Origin of the sequence: Terrisporobacter vanillatitrophus (genome assembly GCF_051148895.1) — a bacterium.
Classification (GTDB): domain Bacteria; phylum Bacillota; class Clostridia; order Peptostreptococcales; family Peptostreptococcaceae; genus Terrisporobacter; species Terrisporobacter vanillatitrophus.
Window position 1 is genome coordinate 1,882,366 of the sequence record NZ_CP154625.1, and the last position, 21,652, is coordinate 1,904,017.

Annotated in this window: 23 protein-coding genes; 14 read left to right on the plus strand and 9 right to left on the minus strand. The window is 26.6% G+C overall.

Translation table 11 applies throughout. The annotated features are described in order from the left end of the window. Window positions 1-8 precede the first annotated feature (8 nt). Window positions 9-671, plus strand: a complete 663-nt coding sequence (hisIE, locus tag TVTCOM_RS09500; RefSeq protein ID WP_434799579.1) for a bifunctional phosphoribosyl-AMP cyclohydrolase/phosphoribosyl-ATP diphosphatase HisIE — start codon at window positions 9-11, stop codon at window positions 669-671. A gap of 177 nt (window positions 672-848) precedes the next feature. Here hisIE and TVTCOM_RS09505 read toward each other — a convergent pair whose 3' ends face one another. Both TVTCOM_RS09505 and TVTCOM_RS09510 read right to left on the minus strand, forming a co-directional pair. Beyond that, window positions 849-2,477 (minus strand): IS1182 family transposase, encoded by a 1,629-nt coding sequence (locus TVTCOM_RS09505; RefSeq protein WP_434799580.1) that lies wholly within the window; start codon window positions 2,475-2,477, stop codon window positions 849-851. 122 nt (window positions 2,478-2,599) lie between these two features. After that, complete coding sequence (locus TVTCOM_RS09510; RefSeq protein WP_434799581.1) at window positions 2,600-2,725, minus strand: hypothetical protein; 126 nt, start codon at window positions 2,723-2,725, stop codon at window positions 2,600-2,602. A gap of 250 nt (window positions 2,726-2,975) precedes the next feature. Between TVTCOM_RS09510 and TVTCOM_RS09515 the strand changes: the two genes are divergently transcribed. The 3 genes from TVTCOM_RS09515 (at window position 2,976) to TVTCOM_RS09525 (ending at window position 5,545) form a co-directional block, all read left to right on the plus strand. Continuing rightward, on the plus strand, window positions 2,976-3,872 hold the full coding sequence (locus TVTCOM_RS09515) for a polysaccharide deacetylase family protein (protein WP_434799582.1): 897 nt from the start codon (window positions 2,976-2,978) through the stop codon (window positions 3,870-3,872). Then, entirely contained in the window at window positions 3,823-4,830 is a 1,008-nt protein-coding gene (locus TVTCOM_RS09520; protein ID WP_434799583.1) for a peptidylprolyl isomerase, read from the plus strand. Before TVTCOM_RS09515 ends, TVTCOM_RS09520 begins: the two co-directional genes overlap by 50 nt. A 136-nt stretch (window positions 4,831-4,966) precedes the next feature. After that, window positions 4,967-5,545, plus strand: coding sequence for an HDIG domain-containing metalloprotein (locus tag TVTCOM_RS09525; RefSeq protein ID WP_434799584.1), 579 nt, complete (start codon window positions 4,967-4,969; stop codon window positions 5,543-5,545). Between the two features lie 50 nt (window positions 5,546-5,595). Here TVTCOM_RS09525 and TVTCOM_RS09530 read toward each other — a convergent pair whose 3' ends face one another. Then, window positions 5,596-6,561: a DMT family transporter gene (locus tag TVTCOM_RS09530; RefSeq protein WP_434799585.1), complete on the minus strand. Its 966-nt coding sequence runs from the start codon at window positions 6,559-6,561 to the stop codon at window positions 5,596-5,598. 174 nt (window positions 6,562-6,735) lie between these two features. On the opposite strand from TVTCOM_RS09530, the gene TVTCOM_RS09535 reads away from it, so the two are divergent. From TVTCOM_RS09535 to moaA, 4 genes are all read left to right on the plus strand, one after another. Then, the gene (locus tag TVTCOM_RS09535) at window positions 6,736-8,082 is read left to right on the plus strand and encodes a sodium-dependent transporter (RefSeq protein WP_434799586.1); all 1,347 of its coding nucleotides are present in this window, start codon (window positions 6,736-6,738) and stop codon (window positions 8,080-8,082) included. Between the two features lie 87 nt (window positions 8,083-8,169). Further along, window positions 8,170-8,487 carry a YbjQ family protein gene (locus TVTCOM_RS09540; protein ID WP_434799587.1) on the plus strand — a complete coding sequence of 106 codons (318 nt, stop codon included), beginning with the start codon at window positions 8,170-8,172 and terminating at the stop codon, window positions 8,485-8,487. Between the two features lie 19 nt (window positions 8,488-8,506). Then, on the plus strand, window positions 8,507-8,647 hold the full coding sequence (locus tag TVTCOM_RS09545; protein ID WP_434799588.1) for a hypothetical protein: 141 nt from the start codon (window positions 8,507-8,509) through the stop codon (window positions 8,645-8,647). A 119-nt stretch (window positions 8,648-8,766) separates the two neighbouring features. After that, window positions 8,767-9,675: a GTP 3',8-cyclase MoaA gene (gene moaA / locus TVTCOM_RS09550; protein WP_434799589.1), complete on the plus strand. Its 909-nt coding sequence runs from the start codon at window positions 8,767-8,769 to the stop codon at window positions 9,673-9,675. Window positions 9,676-9,776: 101 nt separating this feature from the next. Here the strand turns inward: moaA and TVTCOM_RS09555 are convergent, their stop codons facing one another. Both TVTCOM_RS09555 and TVTCOM_RS09560 read right to left on the minus strand, forming a co-directional pair. Then, a complete protein-coding gene (locus TVTCOM_RS09555; protein ID WP_018591147.1) occupies window positions 9,777-9,968 on the minus strand; it encodes a DUF2992 family protein in 192 nt (63 codons plus the stop codon). A 90-nt stretch (window positions 9,969-10,058) separates the two neighbouring features. After that, a complete protein-coding gene (locus TVTCOM_RS09560; protein ID WP_434799590.1) occupies window positions 10,059-10,250 on the minus strand; it encodes a hypothetical protein in 192 nt (63 codons plus the stop codon). Between the two features lie 371 nt (window positions 10,251-10,621). On the opposite strand from TVTCOM_RS09560, the gene TVTCOM_RS09565 reads away from it, so the two are divergent. Continuing rightward, window positions 10,622-12,229 (plus strand): Na/Pi cotransporter family protein, encoded by a 1,608-nt coding sequence (locus TVTCOM_RS09565; RefSeq protein ID WP_434799591.1) that lies wholly within the window; start codon window positions 10,622-10,624, stop codon window positions 12,227-12,229. A gap of 46 nt (window positions 12,230-12,275) precedes the next feature. Here the strand turns inward: TVTCOM_RS09565 and TVTCOM_RS09570 are convergent, their stop codons facing one another. After that, entirely contained in the window at window positions 12,276-12,548 is a 273-nt protein-coding gene (locus TVTCOM_RS09570; RefSeq protein WP_434799592.1) for a hypothetical protein, read from the minus strand. Between the two features lie 149 nt (window positions 12,549-12,697). Here TVTCOM_RS09570 and TVTCOM_RS09575 point away from each other — a divergent pair, with 149 nt between their 5' ends. Further along, window positions 12,698-13,447, plus strand: coding sequence for a lysophospholipid acyltransferase family protein (locus TVTCOM_RS09575; protein ID WP_434799593.1), 750 nt, complete (start codon window positions 12,698-12,700; stop codon window positions 13,445-13,447). Window positions 13,448-13,478: 31 nt separating this feature from the next. On the opposite strand, the gene TVTCOM_RS09580 is transcribed toward TVTCOM_RS09575, so the two are convergent. After that, complete coding sequence (locus TVTCOM_RS09580; RefSeq protein ID WP_434799594.1) at window positions 13,479-13,787, minus strand: DUF1540 domain-containing protein; 309 nt, start codon at window positions 13,785-13,787, stop codon at window positions 13,479-13,481. A gap of 159 nt (window positions 13,788-13,946) precedes the next feature. Further along, window positions 13,947-15,125 carry a sodium/glutamate symporter gene (locus TVTCOM_RS09585; protein WP_434799595.1) on the minus strand — a complete coding sequence of 393 codons (1,179 nt, stop codon included), beginning with the start codon at window positions 15,123-15,125 and terminating at the stop codon, window positions 13,947-13,949. A gap of 298 nt (window positions 15,126-15,423) precedes the next feature. Here TVTCOM_RS09585 and TVTCOM_RS09590 point away from each other — a divergent pair, with 298 nt between their 5' ends. Together TVTCOM_RS09590 and TVTCOM_RS09595 are read left to right on the plus strand one after the other, a co-directional pair. Continuing rightward, entirely contained in the window at window positions 15,424-17,409 is a 1,986-nt protein-coding gene (locus TVTCOM_RS09590) for a GTP-binding protein (protein WP_434799596.1), read from the plus strand. A 14-nt stretch (window positions 17,410-17,423) separates the two neighbouring features. Continuing rightward, entirely contained in the window at window positions 17,424-18,203 is a 780-nt protein-coding gene (locus TVTCOM_RS09595) for a M48 family metallopeptidase (RefSeq protein ID WP_434799597.1), read from the plus strand. Between the two features lie 133 nt (window positions 18,204-18,336). Here the strand turns inward: TVTCOM_RS09595 and TVTCOM_RS09600 are convergent, their stop codons facing one another. Then, window positions 18,337-19,107 carry a sulfite exporter TauE/SafE family protein gene (locus TVTCOM_RS09600; RefSeq protein WP_434799598.1) on the minus strand — a complete coding sequence of 257 codons (771 nt, stop codon included), beginning with the start codon at window positions 19,105-19,107 and terminating at the stop codon, window positions 18,337-18,339. A 243-nt stretch (window positions 19,108-19,350) separates the two neighbouring features. Here TVTCOM_RS09600 and TVTCOM_RS09605 point away from each other — a divergent pair, with 243 nt between their 5' ends. Together TVTCOM_RS09605 and TVTCOM_RS09610 are read left to right on the plus strand one after the other, a co-directional pair. Further along, window positions 19,351-20,061 carry an ABC transporter ATP-binding protein gene (locus tag TVTCOM_RS09605; RefSeq protein WP_434799599.1) on the plus strand — a complete coding sequence of 237 codons (711 nt, stop codon included), beginning with the start codon at window positions 19,351-19,353 and terminating at the stop codon, window positions 20,059-20,061. Further along, window positions 20,054-21,649, plus strand: coding sequence for a putative ABC transporter permease subunit (locus TVTCOM_RS09610; protein ID WP_434799600.1), 1,596 nt, complete (start codon window positions 20,054-20,056; stop codon window positions 21,647-21,649). The genes TVTCOM_RS09605 and TVTCOM_RS09610 overlap by 8 nt, the downstream gene beginning before the upstream one ends. Window positions 21,650-21,652: the final 3 nt, after the last annotated feature.

Consider the following 21,652-nt stretch of genomic DNA (forward strand, 5'->3'; position numbering starts at 1 on the left):
ATGAAGTAATGAGAGATAATTTGATTGAAAAAAATATAAAAAAAGAAATTGACTTAGACTTTATTAATACTTTGAAATTTGATGAAAAAGGTTTAATTCCAGTAGTTGTGCAAGATGTGGATACTAAAGAAGTATTAATGCTTGCATATATGAACAAAGAATCTATGAAAAAAACCTTAACTGAGAAAAAAGCTACTTATTTTAGTAGAAGTAGAGAAGAACTTTGGACAAAGGGAGAAACTTCAGGAAACACTCAACAAGTGGTAGGATTTTATTATGACTGTGATAAAGATACCATACTTTTACTAGTTAATCAAAAAGGTGTAGCATGTCATACGGGAAATTATTCTTGCTTCTTTAATGAAATATTTTGTGATAAAGAAGTTTCAAAAACTGAATTGTTACAAAGGTTATATGAATTAATAGAAGACAGAAAGAATAATCCCAAAGAAGGGTCTTATACGAATTATTTGTTTGATAAAGGTTTAGATAAAATACTTAAAAAAGTGGGAGAAGAAAGTGCAGAAGTAATTATTGGGGCAAAAAATGAAAATAAAAATGAAATAATTTATGAAATAAGTGACCTAGTTTATCACGTTCTAGTATTAATGGTAAATTCAAATATAACTATAGAAGACATAAAAGATGAATTAAAAGGAAGAGAGCATTAAGAAAAAAGGAAGAGGCTGTCGCATAAACGATTGAAAAATCGTTGGGCGATAGCTCCTTTTTACTTATTTAAAACTCAAAACTACTGAAAATAATTTTATTTCACTTATATTTACTAAAAATAAGCATGACAAATAAAGGTATTTGAAATACCGTTTTTTTAGCTATCTATATTAAAATTAAGCGATTTTCTTTAAAGGATGAAGGGATGTTTTACATTTTCCATTTTGTATTTTATTATGCAATTTATTTATGTTATAAGCCATTCCTAATAAAATACATTCCGCTAAAATATTTTTTTCACCTTTACATAAAAACCTTCTAAATTCCATGTTTTGTTTTATTTGAGCGAATGCTCCTTCGGCTTGAATACTTCTATTCATTCTTAGTTGAATACCTTCGGTACTCACTATTCTTTGTAAATTTCCTTTACGTTTTTCATTAAATACTTTTGAAATATTAAGTTTTTTAGTTCTATCTTCTAAAGGAGTTTTACAGTTATTTCCTTTAATGCATTTAGTTTTAAATTGACATCCTTTACAATCTTCGCACATATAACAAGTTATTTCACACTTGTATCCAGTTGTACTTTTTCTGGTTTTTGTGCTAGTAACAGTTAATTTCTTATTGTTTTTACATAGATAATAGTCATCTTTATCGTTGTAAGACATATTATCCATTCTACCAATATCATTTTTATATTTTCTTGTTTTACTAATTTCATAATTAGCTGGTTTTATAAATGATTGTTGTCCATTTTTTTCTAGATGTACATAGTTTTCTTCACTTTCATATCCTGAATCAGTTATTACTTTAGGATATTTAAAACTTAAATATGACTCTGCATTTTGTAAAAATGGTATTAGAGTAGTTGTGTCAGCTGGTTGAGGTCCTGCACTTATCCAGACTATATATTCAGAATCAACTCCAAACTGAACGTTGTAAGCAGGTTTTAATTGACCATTTTTCATATGATCTTCCTTCATTCTCATGAAAGTGGCATCTTTATCTGTTTTAGAGTAGCTATTACGTTCACCCATTATATGTAAATCTTTAGTGTATTTTTTTAATCTATCAATATAGCTATCTAATTCTTCAATAGATTCTTGAATAGGCGATTTTCTTTTACCTTTACCATAAACAAATACAACATCTTCTTCATTTGCTATTTTCTTAAGTTTTTTTAGTAATTTTTTTAGATGATGCATTTTGATTTTGTTTTTATAAATTAATTTGATACCAAAATCTTGTTCACATTTTAAAACGAAATTAGGTATTTTATCCATCATTTTTTGCATATTTTTTGTTACAGCTTTTTTCAAAACAAAAGTATATCTATTAGATGACGCTTCTATTTTAGTACCATCTATAAATATTGTTTCTTTTGAAATTTCATTTTTATCTGCAAGCATATTTGCTAATTGGGCAAGTAATTCTTCAGATACTGGTGCGAAATGTATACTACGAAATCTGGCAATTGTTGAATGATCTGGAGCGGAGGCTCCGCCTAAAAGATACATAAAATTAACATCTCTTTTGCATGCATTTTCTATTTTTCTTGAAGAATATAAGCTATTCATATATCCGTAAACAATGATTTTTAACATTTCTCTTGGGGTTATTGTATTTTCTCTAATTCGAGAATAAGTCTGATATAACTTTTCTAAATTCATCTCCTCTATAGTTTGACTTAATAACCTCACTGAATCATCTTTTGGAATTAAATAATCAATCTCTAGTGGTAATTTTAATTGATAATTATCACCATACTTAGTATAATCAATTTGTATAATATTTTGTTTGGTCATAAAATAATTATACAAAAATCCCAAGATCTTTTGAACTTGGGATTTATTTTTTTATGCAAAAAGGGCATCGCCCTATTTTTTTAGTGCGACAGCCCCTTTTTTTAGTTATGATTTTTTAATTTTTATTCACAATTAGAACAATCGTTGCATTCATTAGCTTTGTCTGTCATTTTGTTAGACTTTTTGTCCACCATTTTGTTATTTTTTTTGTCCACCATTTTGTTGTTTTCATTTGATTTTTTAGCCATTTTCAAATCTCCTTTATTTATTAATTTCAATTATAGGATATACGTTATAAGAAAAAATATTCATAAAAATAACAAACAAAAAGTGGTATTACAAAATACATGTAACAATTTTGATTCTATTTTTTTATTGACTCCAACAATCATATTGGAAGATAATGGTATTGATGCTGTAGTATTGTTTGGATTAAAATTTATGAAAAATATAGTGATTTGTATTGTGAAAAATGTAAGAAATTTGGGGGATTTTGAAATGAAAAAAAAATATTTAACATTTAAGGAAAAGTCAAAAGAAAAAATTTTGAATACAATAAAACACGTTTTGAATTATATTAAACACAATAAAAATAAAACAAAAGTTATAGCAGGTGTTGCTGCTATTGTTACATGTGTAGGCGTAGTTTTTATTGTAAAATTAAACGACAAAGAAGTATTAGCTTGTGCCAAGAGTAGAAATATTATACTTGAAGGAGAAACAATAACAGATATTGCTTTAAGCTGTACAAGGGAAATTGAAAAAGGTCCATCAAAAAGTTATGGAAAAGTAGTATATCTTACAATTGACGATGGTCCATCAGAATATACAGATGAAATTATTAAGATACTAAATAAAAACAATGTAAAAGCCACATTTTTTATGATTGATTCAAATATGCAAGCACATCCACAGCAAGTGAAAAATATAGTCAAGAATGGAAATACAGCAGGATTTCATAGCGTAAGTCACGACATTCACAAATTATACAAATCACCAACAACAGCAAAAAATGAATTTGATACAAATGAAAAAAACTTTAAGAAAATAACAGGAGAAACGTCAAAAGTTATTAGGCTTCCTTTTGGCAGCAAACCATATACACCGAGAAGTTCATACAATGCTCTTATGGATGCGGGATACAAGTTATGGGACTGGACACTTGATACAGAAGATTGGAGGTCAACTTCTCCACAAATAATGAAATCTGTTATAAAGCATACAAATGATACTGATGATGCAGTCTTATTAATGCATGAAAGAAAGCAAACAGTAGCAGTGTTAGATGAAATGATTCAGCACTTCAAAAAAGAAGGATTTGAAATATTACCAATAAAACAAAGTGATGAACAAAGAAATTATTGGAATGGTAAATTATTCAAGTCACAGAAATAACGGAGGTAAAAAATTGAAAAAAATAGCTCTTATGGGATTAACAATTTTAATCTCTATAAATATGGTAGCATGCGGTGATAAAGCTGTAGCAAAAATTAACGATGTGGATGTAAGTAAAGATGAATATAAAAAGATAGAAGAATTTTTATATATAACAGGATATATAGAAAAAGAAGACAAAAACAGTGAGGAAATAAATAATGATGTACTATCATTTATTATAGATAATGAAGTAGCTTATCAAGAGGCACAAAAGAAAAACATTAAAGTAGAAGATAGTGAAGTAAATGAAAAGCTTGAACAATTAAAAGAAACTTTAGAAACAAATAATGTTTATAAAGAAAAATTAGAAGCAGTTGGCGTTACAGAAGACTTTTTAAAAGACTTTTTAAAGGAACAAATAAAAAAGGATTTAACTGTAGCAAAATATAAAGAGAACTTTATCAAAGATATTAATGTTTCTGACAAAGAGATGGAAGCTTATTATAATAATCACAAAGACCAATTTAATATTGAAGAAGTAAAAGCAAGCCAGATTTTAATATCTACTTTAGATAAAGATAATAAAGAAGTTAATAAAAATGAAAAAGACAAACTAAAAGAAAAAGCCCAAAGTATTTTAGATAAAATAAAAAATAATGAAGATTTCGCTACTTTAGCAAAAGAGTATTCTGATGACAAAAAATCAGGAAAAGATGGTGGAGATTTAGGATACTTTGCCAAGAGTGATAAGAATATTGAATTTACTAAAGAAGTATTTAAATTAGATACAAACCAAGTATCAAATCTTATTGAAACATCTTATGGATATCACATTGTAAAAGTAACTGATAAGAAGACTGTTACAAAATCCTTAGAAGATAGCAAAGATGATATAAAAGCTAGAATATTAAATGAAAAATATACAAAGCATATAGACTCACTATATAAAAACGGAAAAATAACAATCACTGAATAAGTGATTGTTTTTTTATTATGATAAATAATGTTTTAAATTTTGAGAAAATTGGAATAATTTATAATATCTTAGCTTAATTCATATTAATTAGTGATACAATTATATAAGATAATATTAATTATAGGAGGAGTAACATATGTATCCAACAAGAGAAGAAGCATGGAATATACTAAGGGAGTATAATGAAGATGTGCATTTAATTAATCATGCACTTGCCGTAGAAGGAGTTATGAAACATTTTGCTAATCTTTATAATGAAGATCCGGAAAAATGGGGAATTGTAGGACTATTACATGACCTAGATTATGAAAAATATCCAGATGAGCATTGTAAAAAAGTAATAGAAATAATGAGAGAAAAAGATTTAGATGAAGAATTAATACGCTCTGTTGTTAGCCATGGATATGGTCTAGTTTGCGATGTAAAGCCAGAAAGCAATATGGAGAAGGTATTATATACAATTGATGAGCTAACAGGTCTTATAAACGCCACAGCCATAATGAGACCATCAAAGAGTATATTAGATCTAGGTGTAAAATCAGTTAAGAAAAAATTTAAATCTAGTGGATTTGCTGCAGGTGTAAATAGAGACGTTATAAAAAATGGATGTGAAATGTTAGATAAACCTTTAGAAGAAGTTATAGAAGAAACAATAGAAGGAATGAAATCAGTGGCTGAAGAAATAGGACTTGTAGGAGAAACTGTTAATTCATAATATAAAAGTATAAGCGTCAAGCTTATACTTTTTTTGTAAGGGAAGTTTTGTTAATTTAAATTTATTTCTTCCACATTAGTTAATAATTTTTTTTCCAGTGACATGTTACATATGATTGTAAAAATAGAACCAATAACTATAAATAAAACTCCAATAATCATATTAATAGGAATATATTCCTTTATAATAACAAAAGCTAAAATAGGTGAGAGAACAGGTTTAAAGAAAAATACTAAAGATGTGGTATTAGCTGAAGTTTCCTCCATAGCCTTAAAATAAGAAGCATATCCAAGACCTGTTACAAAAACATAAACATAAATTACAGATAAAATATTACTAATATTATATCCAGTAAATAAAGGTACATTGGCAAATTTATCAAGACTAAATGTAGTTAAAAGTGTTGAAACATAAGGAATATGTCCTATTAATATTAAAATAAGCATTTCTATACTTCCAAAAATAAAACTAAAACAAGTTACAACTTCTCCACCAAACTTTCCTGTACTTTTCTTTCCTAAAACTCCATACAAAGCAAAGGTAATAGCGGCAAGAAGTGTCAAAGTTACTCCAATAGGTGATAATTTAGTTGATAAGGGATTAATAATAATTATTATACCAATAATTTCTAAAATAAGAGATAGGATATTATGTGAGTGAATTTCTTCTTTTAAAAACATATAAGCAAATATCATTACGAAAACAGGATTACAGCTGAAAATAACTGCAACTACAGAAGCCTTTGTATAAGTTACAGCAAGTTGATAAAAAATCATACTAACAACTACGCACATAAAGCCTAATAATAAAAATTGTATTATATCTTCTTTATTAATAGATTTTTCCTTTGATTTAAGTGATTTAATAGCAAAAGGTAATAATATTAAACCTCCAATAAAAAATCTTTCAAAAGTTAGTTGTATGGGATTGAAATCTTGAGAAATAGTTTTTAACATTATTTCCATAGAACTAAACAAAATTGTTGCTATAGCTATATATAAATAGCCTTTTTTCATGTTAACCACCTCCAATTATAAGAATAATACTTTAATAATAAATATTCAACTGCTCATGAAGTTTAAATGGTGAATTATGGTTAATAATTTGCTTTTATGATAGAATTATCTAAATGATATAATTTAAAATGAAAAAGTTTCATATAATTATAACAGAAAATATCAAAGGGGGAGATGATTGTGTCTGATAATAATGTGAAAAGTCAAAATGAAAGTAGAGATCTTTTTACTTCAAAAGCGGGATTTATTTTAGCGTGTATAGGTTCAGCTGTTGGAATGGGAAATATATGGATGTTTCCATATAGAGTTGGACAATTTGGAGGAGCGGCTTTTTTAATACCTTATATTTTGTTTGTAGTTTTACTAGGATGTACAGGACTTATGGGGGAGTTTGCCTTTGGGAGAATGACTCAAAGTGGGCCAATAGGTTCATTTAAAAAAGCTTTAGAAACTAAAAATAAAAAAGGTGGAGGTATATTAGGTTCTATACCAGTACTTGGCGCCTTTGGCATAGCTGTTGGATATGCTGTTGTTGTGGGATGGTTTATAAAATTTTTAGTGGGAAGTATTTCTGGAGAAGCTTTAAATGTTGAAGATTCAGGAGCATACTTTGGTGCTATTGCGGGACCTTTTGGAAGTATATTATGGCACTTTTTGGGCCTATTTATTACAGCTTTAATTTTACTACTTGGTGTTTCTAAGGGAATTGAAAAAGTAAATAAAATTATGATGCCCATCTTTTATATATTATTTTTAATACTTTTGATTAGAGTTTTAATGTTGGATGGAGCAAAAGATGGAATAAATTATTTATTTGTTCCCAAGTGGGAGTATTTATCTCAACCAAAGACTTGGATTTATGCTCTAGGTCAAGCATTTTTCTCATTATCCTTAGCAGGATCTGGAATGATAGTATATGGAAGTTATTTAAAAAGAGATATTGATATACCAAGTGCAGCCAAGAACACAGTTATATTTGATACTTTAGCAGCTTTAACTGCAGGACTTGTAATTATTCCGGCAGTATTTGCATTTAATTTAGATCCAACTGCAGGACCACCATTACTTTTTATAACACTGCCATCAGTATTTAAGTTAATGCCTTTTGGAAGGATATTTGCCATAGTATTTTTTATATCCGTTCTATTTGCGTCTATAACGTCTCTAATGAACTTATTAGAAGTACCAATTGAAGCAATACAAAGTAACTTGAAGTTGAGTAGAAAATTATCTGTAATACTTGTCTGTTCATTGGCATTTTTAATAGGCTTATTTGTGGAAAATGGAGACTTACTAGGAAAATGGATGGACTTTGTATCAATATATATAATACCACTGGGAGCATTTATAGCAGCAATAATGTTTTTCTGGGTAATTGGTATTAATAAGGCAAAATTAGAAATTGAAACAGGGGCTAAAAGGTTACTTGGATCTTGGTTTAATCCTATGGCTAAATATGTATATGTATTTTTAACATTAATAGTGTTTATTGCAGGGATACTACTTGGAGGAATAGGTTAATATTTTTATTAAAAAACAATATTTAAATGTAAAAAAGTAAATAAATTACTATAATTAAATTAAAGATGATTTTAGGGAGGATATATAATGATAATAACTACAATTGATAGTGTACCAGGAAAAGAAATAAAAGAGGTTTTTGGATTTGTATCAGCAAGTACAGTTAGAACAAAAAATATAGGTAAAGATATAGGAGCTAGTTTTAAAACTTTAGTTGGTGGAGAAATAAAAGCTTATCAAGAAATGATGGAAGAGGCTAGAAAAATTGCCATAGGAAGAATGGTAGAAAAAGCTGAAGGCATGGGAGCAAATGCTATTATAGGTATGAAGATAGGTACTTCAGCAATTATGGCTGGTGCTAGTGAAGTAATAGCTTATGGCACGGCAGTTGTAATAGAAGAGTAATTTATAGAGGAGCATATTTATGGATATGATTATCTTTAGTATTTTTGCTTTATTTTACGGAGCCATAATAATTGGTTCCATAATTCTACTTATTGTAAAAATTATTGAAAGACAAAAAGAGAAAAAAGAAGAAAATTTAGATAAATATGATAAATATTAAGACTTATAGCATAAAAATTTATATTTTTATGCTATTTTTTATGAAAATATTTGAATTAATTTGCTTTAAGTAATATTATATAAATAAAGAGGAAATTTATAAGTAAAGAGGGTAACTAAATGAAAGACAGCTATTCAAGAGAAATAAACTATCTTAGAATTTCTCTTACAGATAAATGTAATTTAAAGTGTGTTTATTGTAAGGAGGAAGACGAGACAGTTGAAGAATATGTTAATAATATATTAAGTTTTGATGATTATAAGTTTATGATAAAAAGCTTTAAGGAACTTGGTATAAATAAGATAAAATTTGTAGGAGGAGAGCCTCTTTTATATCCTTATTTAAAGGATTTAATTTATTTTGCTAAACATGAGTGTAATATAGATGATATTTCTATTACAACAAATGGTCAGCATTTCAGTGAAAAAGCATTGGAATTGAAAAATAGCGGTCTTGATAGGGTAAATTTAAGTATTGATTCTTTAAAAGAATATAAATATAATGCAGTAACTAGGGGTGGTAGTTTAACAGAAGTGTTAAATGCTTTAAATACATGTATAAGACTTAAATTGCCAGTTAAAATTAATTGTGTACTTATAGATGAATTTAATACAGATGAAGTATATGATTTTATAAGGCTGACAAAATACAATAATGTGGATGTTAGGTTTGTAGAACTTACACCATGGGGTAGCAATAAAAGACTTTATGATTTAAGTTATGTTAATGTAAAAGAATTAATGGAAAATCTTGAAGATATTAATATATCTGGCCTTGAGGAAGAGTATAATGTAAAATATTATAAAATAGAAAAGTCAAAAGGACGAGTAGGAATTATTTCACCAATTAGTGATTGTTTTTGCGAAAGGTGTAACAACATGATTATTACTCATGATGGATTTATAAGACTTTGTCTTTATGCAGATGAAGAAATTGATTTAAGAGATTTTTTACATAAACCAATAATGTTTAAAGAGGTAATAAAAGACATACTTAAAGAAAAACCAAGAAATCATACATTAGTTTAATATTTACTTGGGGATGCATATATTGCAATTAAAAAGCTTAATATAAAAATAGCTAGATTATTTCGGGTATAATAAGTCTAGCTATTTTTATATACATTTATTTATTCATAAGATATAGTAAAATTAAGTTTGTTCCAATTTTTTAAATAATAATTATAAACTTGATGAATTAATGGTTCATAGTCAAAAAATACTTTACTTGTTTCAATTTTTTCTTCTGAAATGCGTTTGTATTCTCCTACCCAATAAGGCTCTTGAAAGTAAACAGTCAAATCTGCACATACTTCCTTCATTCACATACCTCCTAAAGTTTATCAATTGATTTATATATAACTATTCATAATGTAATTTGACTATGACAAAAGGAGGGAATTTTTAGAAAATTATATAAATTTACAGCATACAATATGTTCTTCATCTTTACCATTATTATCAATTACAACTAGATATTCTTTATAATGGGCATTATGTGGTCTTAAAAATTCACAAGATTTGACTAAATCATGATCTTCTAAATATAGTAACTCATTATCTTTTAAAAACTTCCTATTTATAAGTGCCATTATTTCTTCCACAAAATCACCTCCTATAAAATAAATACCCAATATTCTACTACTTTAATAATTTAAGATTAAACTTTATAAAAAATTAATAGGCATATACTAAGGAAGAAATAGTAGAAAAATAATATAATAATTTCACTGTAACTGTAAAAAATAACAATATGTTTAAAATGTTAATATATAATTTAACATTTTCTTAACAATTATTTAACCTTGTCTTAACCAAAGGATTTGAAAAATATATTATTATTTCATAGGAGTTAAATGTTTAATATTAAATATTTGTTAAATTACAAAGATAATTATTAAATATGTATGACTAAATAGATTATATATAAAAACCAGATAATAATCACTACATATAACTTAAGGAGGAAAGAATTGTGCAAATAGCAATAAGTCTATTAGGCGGATTAGGTTTATTCTTATATGGAATGAATTTAATGGCAGAAGGTCTACAAAAAGCAGCAGGAGAAAAATTAAAAAAAATAGTTGAAAAGTTAACTAGTAATGTGGTTATGGGTGTTCTAGTAGGAACAGTGGTAACAGCAATTATACAAAGTTCATCGGCAGCGACTGTTATGGTTGTAGGTTTTGTTAATGCAGGTATTATGACTTTAAGCCAATCAATAGGTGTAATAATGGGAGCGAATATAGGAACAACTGTTACAGCTCAATTGGTATCATTTAAATTAGAAGCAATTGCACCAGTGGCTCTTGGAGTAGGTATAATATTATACTTATTTAGTAAAAAGCAAAAAACTAAAGAATTAGCAACAATACTTTTAGGATTTGGTATTTTATTTACAGGTATGGAATTTATGAAAGATGCTGTTAAACCTTTAGCTGAATACGAAGGTTTTAAAGATGCATTCATTTATTTTGGAAAACATCCAGTACTTGGAATTCTTGCCGGATTTGCAATAACAGGTATAATACAAAGTTCATCAGCATCTATGGGTATGCTTATAGCTCTAGCATCACAAGGTTTAATACCACTTAGTGCAGCTCTTCCAATATTATATGGAGATAATATAGGAACTTGTGTTACTTCATTAATATCAAGTATAGGTGCATCTAGAAATGCTAAACGTGCAGCAACGATGCATTTAACATTTAATGTAATAGGAACAATACTATTTATGCTAGTATTAGGTAAACCAATAACTATGGCTGTTCAGTATCTAGATCCAAATGATGCAGCTAGACAAATAGCAAATGCTCATACTATGTTTAACGTAATAAATGTGTTAATATTATTACCATTTTCAAAATATATAGTAAAAATAGTATTAAAACTTATGCCAATAACTGAAGAAGAAAGTGAAGCATCAGTTAAAACTAAATACTTAGATGAAAGAATACTTCAAACTCCATCTATAGCTCTTGGAAATACAGTTAAAGAAGTTTTAAGAATGGGTGAAAAAGCAAATTATGCACTAGAATCTTCTATAGATTCTTTATTAAATAAATCAATAGATTCTGTTCGAAAAACAGAAAAACATGAAGAAACTGTAAACATATTACAAAAAGAAATATTAAATTATTTATTAAAACTATCTAAGTCATCAGTAAATGATGATGAAAGAAGTAAAGTTGACTTACTATTTAACACAGTTAATGATATAGAAAGAGTATCTGACCATGCTGAAAATATATCTGAATTATCTAGAATAGCAATAGAAAAAGATTTAGAATTCTCTCAAAATGCTATTGAAGAAATGACTAATATATATACTAAAGCACAAGAAAACTTCAAAGCATCATTAGATTGTTTAGCGAAAAATAATAAACAAGGTGTATCTGAAATTTATAAAGTAGAAGATGAGGTAGATGCCCTTAATAAACTTTACAAGAAAAGACACATGGAAAGATTGAATAAAGGAAAATGTACAATTGACTCTGGAGTACTATTCTTAGATTTATTAACGAATTTAGAAAGAGTATCAGATCATGCATGCAATATAGCTAATCAAGTAGAAGCAAACTAAAGAAAGTTGTCTCTTAGGAGACAACTTTTTTATGTACTGAATATATTTATTGAATTTTAATTTTTATTAAATCACCATTATATCTTTCTAAATTAATAACTTCTCCCGTTAGATTATAATTGAATGATTCTAAAAGTGATTTTATCATTTTCTGAGTATCAACTATTTCTTCTTCAAATATGAAAAAATCCAAAGCATTGTTTTTTATTAGTTTTTTTACAAATTCTACAGGCAAATTTAATCTAACCTTATCCCCTGTATGAGAACTTATATTTATGATAACTAATCTATCATTATAGTTTTTTATGGTAGATGCCATATTTATCCTCCTTTACATAGAAAAGCTTTATCTATTTATTAATTTATATTCATAGACTTACTAATTTTATAACAAAATATAAATACTTAAAAAATAAATAAAAGTGTGCTAGAATTAATTGTTAACATTTTTTAAGGAGTTGTGAGTTAGTGTTTAATTATATTAAATTTGCTTTATTTCAAATCATTGGATTTATATTATCTATACCAGAGTTAGGAAAGCTAAAATACAATGAAAAAAAGTACAGTAGTATTGAAAAATTTAGATTTGTAAAGAATCACGCAAAAAAATCACTTGATTTAGTAAAAATAAAGATAAAAATTATAGGTAGAGAAAAAGTTCCTAAAGAAGAAGTTCTATTTGTATCAAATCATGCCAGCATGTTAGATAGTTATATTTTAATTTCTAGCATAACAAAACCAGTGGGTGTAATAATTGCAGATGTGCCTACATGGAGACATATACCGATTGTTAGTCATTGGCTAAATTTAATAAAGTGTGTTTTTATTAATAGAGGAAACAATAGAGAAGGTATGAAAAGTATAATTCAAGCCTCAGAAAATATAAAGAGTGGTCAAAGCATGGTAGTTTTTCCTGAAGGAGATTTAACTTGGGTAAAAGATCCCCATGCATTAGTTTCTGACTTTAAACCAGGAGCTTTAAAGATTGCATATAAGGCTAAATGCCCTATAGTACCAATGGTAATAAAAAACTCTAGAAGTACTTATGAAGGATATGAGCCAGTGGGGAAAATACATTCAGGAAGTGTAGAAGTGGAGTACTTAGATCCTATATATGATCATATTGAAAATCCCAAGATTAAAACAGTAGATTTGGCAGAAAGAATAAAAGAAAAAATGATTGAAGCTATGGAAGTTATGGAAATGAATGTAAATTAAAAAAGAGAGGGTAACCTCTCTTTTTTGCATATTAATGTTTTAGTCTAAATGTATCACAAACTGCATTTTTCATATTAATAAGAACGTGGCTTGCATTACAAGCGCCTTGAATATTATATGTACAGTTTTTTGCACTGCAAGAAATGTTTTGAGTATTAGTAAGATTATTATCACTTACAGTACTTGTAAAATTAGCCTCTGCTTTATTTATGAAACTTTCACAGTAAGTTTCTGGAGTAACAGTGGCCTCAAAACCTTCTACTTTTATATGTGAAGCGTAACAATAACCAGATTTATTATAAGCACAATTTGAAACAAGGCAATTTAAATTGCTATTCATAATGTACCTCCTTCATAATATTTACTTTACTATTATTATTATGATATTTTTTATAAATTTAATACAAATATGATAATTTAAGGTATCTTATAATTAAAAATAAAGTTAATCACCAAAAAAATTATAAATGATACAATAAGATTTTTTATGAAGTTTTGTTTATGTAAGAATATTAATAAAAAATAAAATGCATGGAATACTGAAAATATCCAACAAAAAAGCTGCAACTAAGGGAACTACTAAGTAGGCACTTTGACTATATCCATATTTATTTGTTACTGAGCCCATATTAGCCAAAGCATTAGGAGTTGCTCCCAGTCCATGACCTAACATACCACTTATCATTACGGCAGCATCATAATTTTTTCCCAGGGCTTTAAAAGCAAGTGTAGTAGTAAATATAACAATGAATATTACTTGACAGATTACTATAAAAATTATAGGTCCAAATAAACTAGATAAAGTAAAAAAGTCAATACTCATAAGGGCCATAGTCAAAAACATTCCAAGGGATAAATCTTGTAAAAAGTTTAGCAGCTTAAAATCCATTATCATAATTTCAGCTTTATCATTAAAATTTCTAAATAATACAGCAATAAAAATACATCCCACAATACTTGGTATAACTATATGAAAATATACATTAATAATATTTGCTAAAACATTACCAATGCTCATGGAAACTAAAACAATTAAAATTTGTTCAAAGAATAAAGTGTCATTAATGTCTAAAATAGAAGTATTGTTTTTTATTACAGAAGTATTATTTTTTTTATGTACATATGAAGATTTTAAATTATATTTTTCAATTAAAAACTTAGCGACAGGACCTCCAATTATTCCACCCATAATTAAACCTAAAGTAGCAGAAGCAAAGCCTACGCTACAAGCATTAGTTACACCTAAAGTTTCTAACGTTCTCCCAAAAGCCAAAGAATAACCATGTCCACCTTCCATAGATATATTGCCACACATTAAAGCTAAAAGAGGATTTATATCTAGAAGCTTTGATGAAACAAAGGCTATAATATTTTGAGAAAATCCTAAAATAGCACATAACAGCCAATAAATAATTAAAACTCTTCCTCCTTTTTTTAATAATTTAAAACTGACATTTAATCCTACTATGGTGAAAAAAAAGGACATAAAATAAGGCATAAGAAGAGTATTCATGGATATATTTATTAACTTAAAATACTCTAAAATAAAAACTAATAATGAAAATGTGAGACCACCTACAACGGGAGAAGGAATACATAATTTATTAAGGATGTAGATTTTATTAGTAAGAAAATTACCAAATAAATATAATACAATGGATAATATTAAAGTACTCACTATATTTAAATCTAGGTTGTACATTTTTTCACCTACCTTTAGAATATTAAATTATTTAAAGACGCTGATAAATCAACGTCTTTAATTAAAAAAATAGTTTTGTATGTAATTGAAAGTAAATATTTATAGATTATATTCTAAAGATTATGCTAATAGACTTGATTTTTCATTGATAGAATGGCTTTTCTATAAGCAGATGGAGTGTATATACCAGACATTTTTATTTGTAATCTATTTTACTAATACTTATGCAATATGATAAGATAAGTTTATATATTATGACAAAATGAGGTGTAAGATGAATAAAATAATTGGTATTTTAGCTCATGTGGATAGCGGAAAAACTACTTTATGTGAACAAATACTTTATCATACAAATTCTATAAGAAAAAGGGGAAGGGTGGATCATAAAGATTCATACTTTGATAACAATCATATAGAAAGACAAAGAGGGATTACTGTATTTTCTAAGGAAGGCTACTTTAACTACAAAGACTCAAATTATTACTTAATAGATACTCCTGGACATGTGGATTTTAGTCCTGAAATGGAGAGAAGTTTGAAGATGTTAGATTATGCGATATTAATAGTAAGTGGTGTGGAGAAAGTTCAGTCCCATAGTGAAACTATATTCAATTATTTAAGAGAACATAATATTCCAACTATTATTTTTGTAAATAAAATGGATAGAGATATATCTAATAAAGATGAGATAAATATAAGTTTAAAAGAAAATTTATCTAAGAATATTTTTGATTTTACAAAAGAACTAAATAATAATATGAGCGAAGAATTAATAGAATTTATTGCAGAAAAAGATGAAGAATTATTAGAAAGATTTTTAGATGAGAATTATGAATATGATTTATGGTTTGAGAAAATCAAATATTTATTTAATAGTTGTAATATTTATCCTTGTGTATTTGGTTCAGCTCTCTTTGATGACAATATAGACAATCTTTTAGAAGTATTGGAATGTTTAAGTGAAACAAAATATGATGAGAGTAAAAGTTTTACTGGAAAAGTATATAAAATAAAAACTGAAGAAAACAAACAAAGACTAACATTTATAAAAATTATATCAGGTAAGTTGAAAATTAAAGATGAACTATGCTACATGGGGCAAAAAAATATATTAAGAGAAAAAGTAAATGAAATAAGAATTTATAAGGGAGATAAATTTATAAATAGAGATGAAGCTTTTGCTGGTGAAATAGTAGCCATAAAAGGACTAAGTGAAACCTATCCTTCCAGGTTTGTAATTTCAAGTAAGGAAGAGGACAGTCTTACTAAATTAAATACTGAAGGTAGCAATTTTATTGTACCAACACTTAGTACAAAAGTATTATTTGATGAAAATGTAAATATTAAAGATGTTTACTCATATTTTAAAATTTTAGGTGAAGAAGAAATTTCACTAAATCCTATATATAGTGAAGAACTTAGAGAAATCAAGATAAATATAATGGGTAAAATCCAACTGGAAGTTTTAAAAGAAATAGTTTTAGAACGATTTAATTTAAATGTGGATTTTGGGCCTTGTGAAATTCTATATAAAGAAACTATAAAAGATACAGCTATAGGCATAGGTCACTTTGAACCATTAAGACATTATGCAGAAATTGTGCTAAAAATTGAACCAGATAAAAGAAATAGTGGAATAAGTTTTGAAAGCTTAGCACATGTGGATAGTATTACTATAGGTCATCAAAATTTAGTAAAAACTCATATATTTGAAAGAAGCCATAGAGGTATACTTGGTGGTTATGAACTTACAGATGTAAAAATAACTCTTTTAACTGGAAAAGAGCATAATAAGCATACTGAAGGTGGAGACTTTAGACAAGCTACCTTTAGAGCCTTAAGACAAGGCTTAGAACAAGTGAAGAACATATTATTAGAGCCTTATTATAAATTTAAAATAGAAATAGATAATGATTATTTGGGAAGAGTAATTTCAGATATTCAAAAAATGAGTGGAAGCTTTAATATTAAAGATTCTAGTAACAATAAGTCAATAATAAGTGGAAGAGGCCCTGTAAGTGAGTTTATGGATTATCCACTAGAGCTAATATCATTTACTAAAGGAAGAGGGCGAATTACTTTTAACTATGATGGATATGATCAATGCCACAATAGTGAAGAAGTTCTAAAAAACAGAAATTACGATAAAAATAGTGATAAGCTTTATACATCCAATTCCATATTTTGTTCAAAAGGACAAAGTTATACTGTAAAAGGTGAAGATGTGAGAAATCATATGCACTGTGAGATAAATATATAGCTTGGGAGATGAAAATGAGAGAAGAATATAAAGTACTTTTAGATAATAAAAATAACACCATTAGTTTTTTATATAAAGAAGAAAATATAGGTGTTAAAGTTGAATATAGAAAAAGAAAAAATATTTCAATTAGAATAATTCCTAAAAATACTATAGAAATAATTAGTCCAAGATCTGTATCTATTTCATTTTTTAAAAAAGTACTTGAAGAAAAATCATCTTGGATAATGAAGACTTTAGATAAATTTGAAAATGTAGATGAAAGCTTTAAGGAAAGAAAATATGTAAATGATGAGATTTTCTACTACTTAGGAGAGGAATATAAACTAAAAATAGTTGAAGATAAAAACACTCAAAACAATAAAAAGAATTACTGTTATATAGACATAAAGGAGAAAAACTTAATTATTACTACTAACAATAATGAAGGTGAGTATATTAAAAAGGAACTTAAAAAATGGTACAAAATAGAAAGTGAAAAAATAGTTTTAAAAAGGCTTGAAGTATTAAAAAATAAGAAGCCTATGATGAATAAGCTAGTCCCTAATATAATTAAAATTAAAGAACAAAAGAAAAGATGGGGAAGTTGTACATCTAAAAAAACTATTTATATTAATTCAAGAATTTCCATGGCAAAAGTTGATGTAATAGATTATATTATAGTTCATGAATTTTCACACTTAGCTCATATGAATCACTCAAAGGATTTTTATAATCTTGTAGAAGAAATATTACCGGATTTTAGAAAAAGTGAAAAATGGCTTAAAGAAAATTCCTACAAACTTATATTGTAATTTTTATATTTGTAATAAAGCAATAATAATTATATTATAGGTAGGATTATAGATTGAAAAAGAGAAGGAATGTGTTAATCTTTAGAATATGTATAAATAAAGTGGGATCAGAAATGATACCCACTTTATTTTGTTATATTACTTCAAGAAGAAGCTTTATAAAAAATATAGATAAAACTATAATCATAAGAGGCTTTACAATTTTAACTCCCTTATCTGAAAATAGATTAGTGCCAACATAATTTCCTGCAATTCCAAAGAAACCTGCAATAAGGCCTACGCTTAGCATTACTTTTCCATTTAAAAGAAAAACGCATAAACTAGTTATATTAGTAGTCAAGTTAATAACTTTAGTAATACCAGCAGACTCATTTAAAGTCATATGAGCAAAACTAGTTAAAGCTATCATTAAAAAAGTTCCAGTACCAGGTCCATAAAAACCATCATAAAAACCTATAAACAAAGCCACAGTCATACCTATAATCAAAGTTTTCTTATATGAAAAATCATCCTCATTGTATTCATTTTTATTTCTCTGTAAACTTTTATTAAAAATAACATATAAACCCGTTATTGGTAAAATAACAAGCATAATTAACTTGAAAATTTTAGCATCAATTAACAAGGCTGTTTTTGCACCCATCATAGATCCAATTAAGGCACAAGCAGCACAGTATAGGGCTGTTTTTAAATTAATATACCCTTTTTTTGCAAATCTATATGTAGCAAGGGAAGTTCCCATGGCTGAACTTAATTTGTTTGTTCCAATTGCCATATGCACAGGTAGACCAGACATCATATAAGCAGGAAGTGAAATAAATCCACCACCACCAGCAATTGAATCAACAAATCCACCAAGAAAGACAAGTGGACAAACGATTAGATAAATAGTAAGTGATTCCAATACATATTCCTCCAATTAGTAATAATTTTTTGTATTTAACTATAATTATAGTTTATAAATTTGAGAATAGGAAGTGTAGCATTTAATATTGCATACAAAATATAAGAACAAAAAAGTGAAATATTTGAATTATGATTTTTTGGAATTCAAAAATATTATAAAAATATTGCACAAATATGTTATCTGTTATATATTATATATAACAGATAGAAAAACTATAAAATATATAAAGAGGGAGATAGAATGTTAAAAATAATAAATTTAACTAAATCATATAAAAATAAAAAGGCCATAGATAATATATCTATGGAAGTTAAAGAAGGAGAAATATTTGGATTTATAGGACATAATGGAGCAGGTAAAACAACTACAATTAAGTCTATAGTTGGAATACACAACTTTGAAGAAGGAGACATATTAATTAACTCAAAATCCATAAAAAAATATCCAATAGAATGTAAAAAACAAATAGCATATATTCCTGATAATCCAGATTTATATGAATCACTTACTGGAATAGGATATTTAAATTTTATTGCAGATATATTTAGAGTAGAGAAAAATGAAAGAGAAGAAAAAATAAAATATTACTCAAAGGAATTTGAAATAGATAAGGCTTTAGGAGATTTAATTTCATCTTATTCTCATGGAATGAAACAAAAGTTAGCTATTATATCAGCATTAATACACAGTCCTAAAATATTAATATTAGATGAGCCTTTTGTGGGGCTAGATCCTAAAGCAGCATTTACTTTAAAAGAAATTATGAAGGAATTTTGCAAAAATGGTGGTTGTATATTTTTCTCTACACATGTATTAGAAGTAGCAGAAAAAATCTGTGATAAAATTGCCATAATTAAAGATGGGAAATTAGTAACTTATGGAGAAACACAAAAAGTTAAAGGTGATAAATCACTTGAGAATATATTTATGGAGATGATTGATAATGAGTAATTTAGCTTTGTTAATGAAAAATAATTTAATAAATGAAAGTGGAATTAATAAATTAAAATACGCTGATAAAAAAGAAAAATTAAAAGCTTTTGGAATGGCTTTATTAATACTTTTTACCATAGTTATCTTATCTGTTTATGGATTTATAGCATGTTTTTATTTATCTGATTTCTTAATGAAAATAAACCAAATGGAGTTACTTCTTATATTAGGAATTGTGGGATGCAGTATAACAACATTTTTTACTTCTTTGTATAAGTCATCATCATATCTTTTTCAAAGTAAAGATTATGAGATGTTATCAAGTCTGCCAATAAAAGAAAGAACAATTTTAGGTAGTAAAATATTAACACTTATTATAAGTAATTATTTATTTGTAACAGCATTTTTAATAGTACCAGGAGTTGTATATTTTATTAAAGTTGAAACTAGTGTATTATATTTTCCATTTTTAATAATTTTAACTTTAGTAGCGCCTTTAATACCAATTACATTTTCTTCTATAGTGGCATTTTTTATTACTAATATTTCAACAAAAACTAAAAAAAGTAATTTAGTATCAATTATATTAAACTTATCATTAGTAGTAATTGTACTGATTTTATCTTTTAATTTACAAAACGTAATGACTACTATTATACAAAATAGTACTTCTATTATAGATGCTACGGAGAAATTATATCCTCCAGCATACTATTTTGTAGATGCGCTAAAAGGTGGAAATATAGTATCTTTATTAATCTTTATCATAGTTTCAGTTATACCAATAAGTTTACTAGTGTTTTTATTTGCAAAGAATTTTAATAAAATCAACAGCAAATTAAGTGAAACTTATAAAACTAATGATTACAAATTTAAAGAATTAAAGTCATCTAGCCATGTAAAAGCATTACTTAATAAAGAAACAAAAAGATTTTTTTCATCAAATATTTATGTAATGAATTCATCTATAGGTATGATAATGTTGCCTATTTTTACAATAGCAATATTATTTGTTGGATATGATAAAATAGCTCAAATATTAGAAATAAATATATTTAAGGATATAATATTACTTCAAATTTTAGGAATTACATTATTTTGTTTAATGCTTACTAATACAACATGTGTATCAATTTCTTTAGAAGGAAAAAATTTATGGATATTAAAATCTTCACCTATTGAAGAAATGGATATTTTCAAAAGTAAAATTTTATTAAATCTAATTTTAACTATACCTATATCAGTTATTTCATTTATAGCTTTATCTTTTAAATTAAATTTTGCTTTAAAAACTACTTTACTCATAATAGTTGCTATTATATTACTTGCCATATTTAGTGCAACATTAGGAATAATAATAAATTTATTATATCCAAAACTTGAATTTACAAGTGATGTGGCAGTAGTAAAAAGAGGAGCAAGTGTAATAATTACTATGATTTCAAATGTATTATATTTAGCAGCTCTTTGTGGTATAGGATATATATTTAAAATAAATGATGTTAATTTATTCTTAATTATAGGAGATATAATAACACTTATAGGAGTTTTCTTATTGTATAGTATATTAAAAACTAAAGGTGTTAAGATGTTTAGAAACCTTTAAATA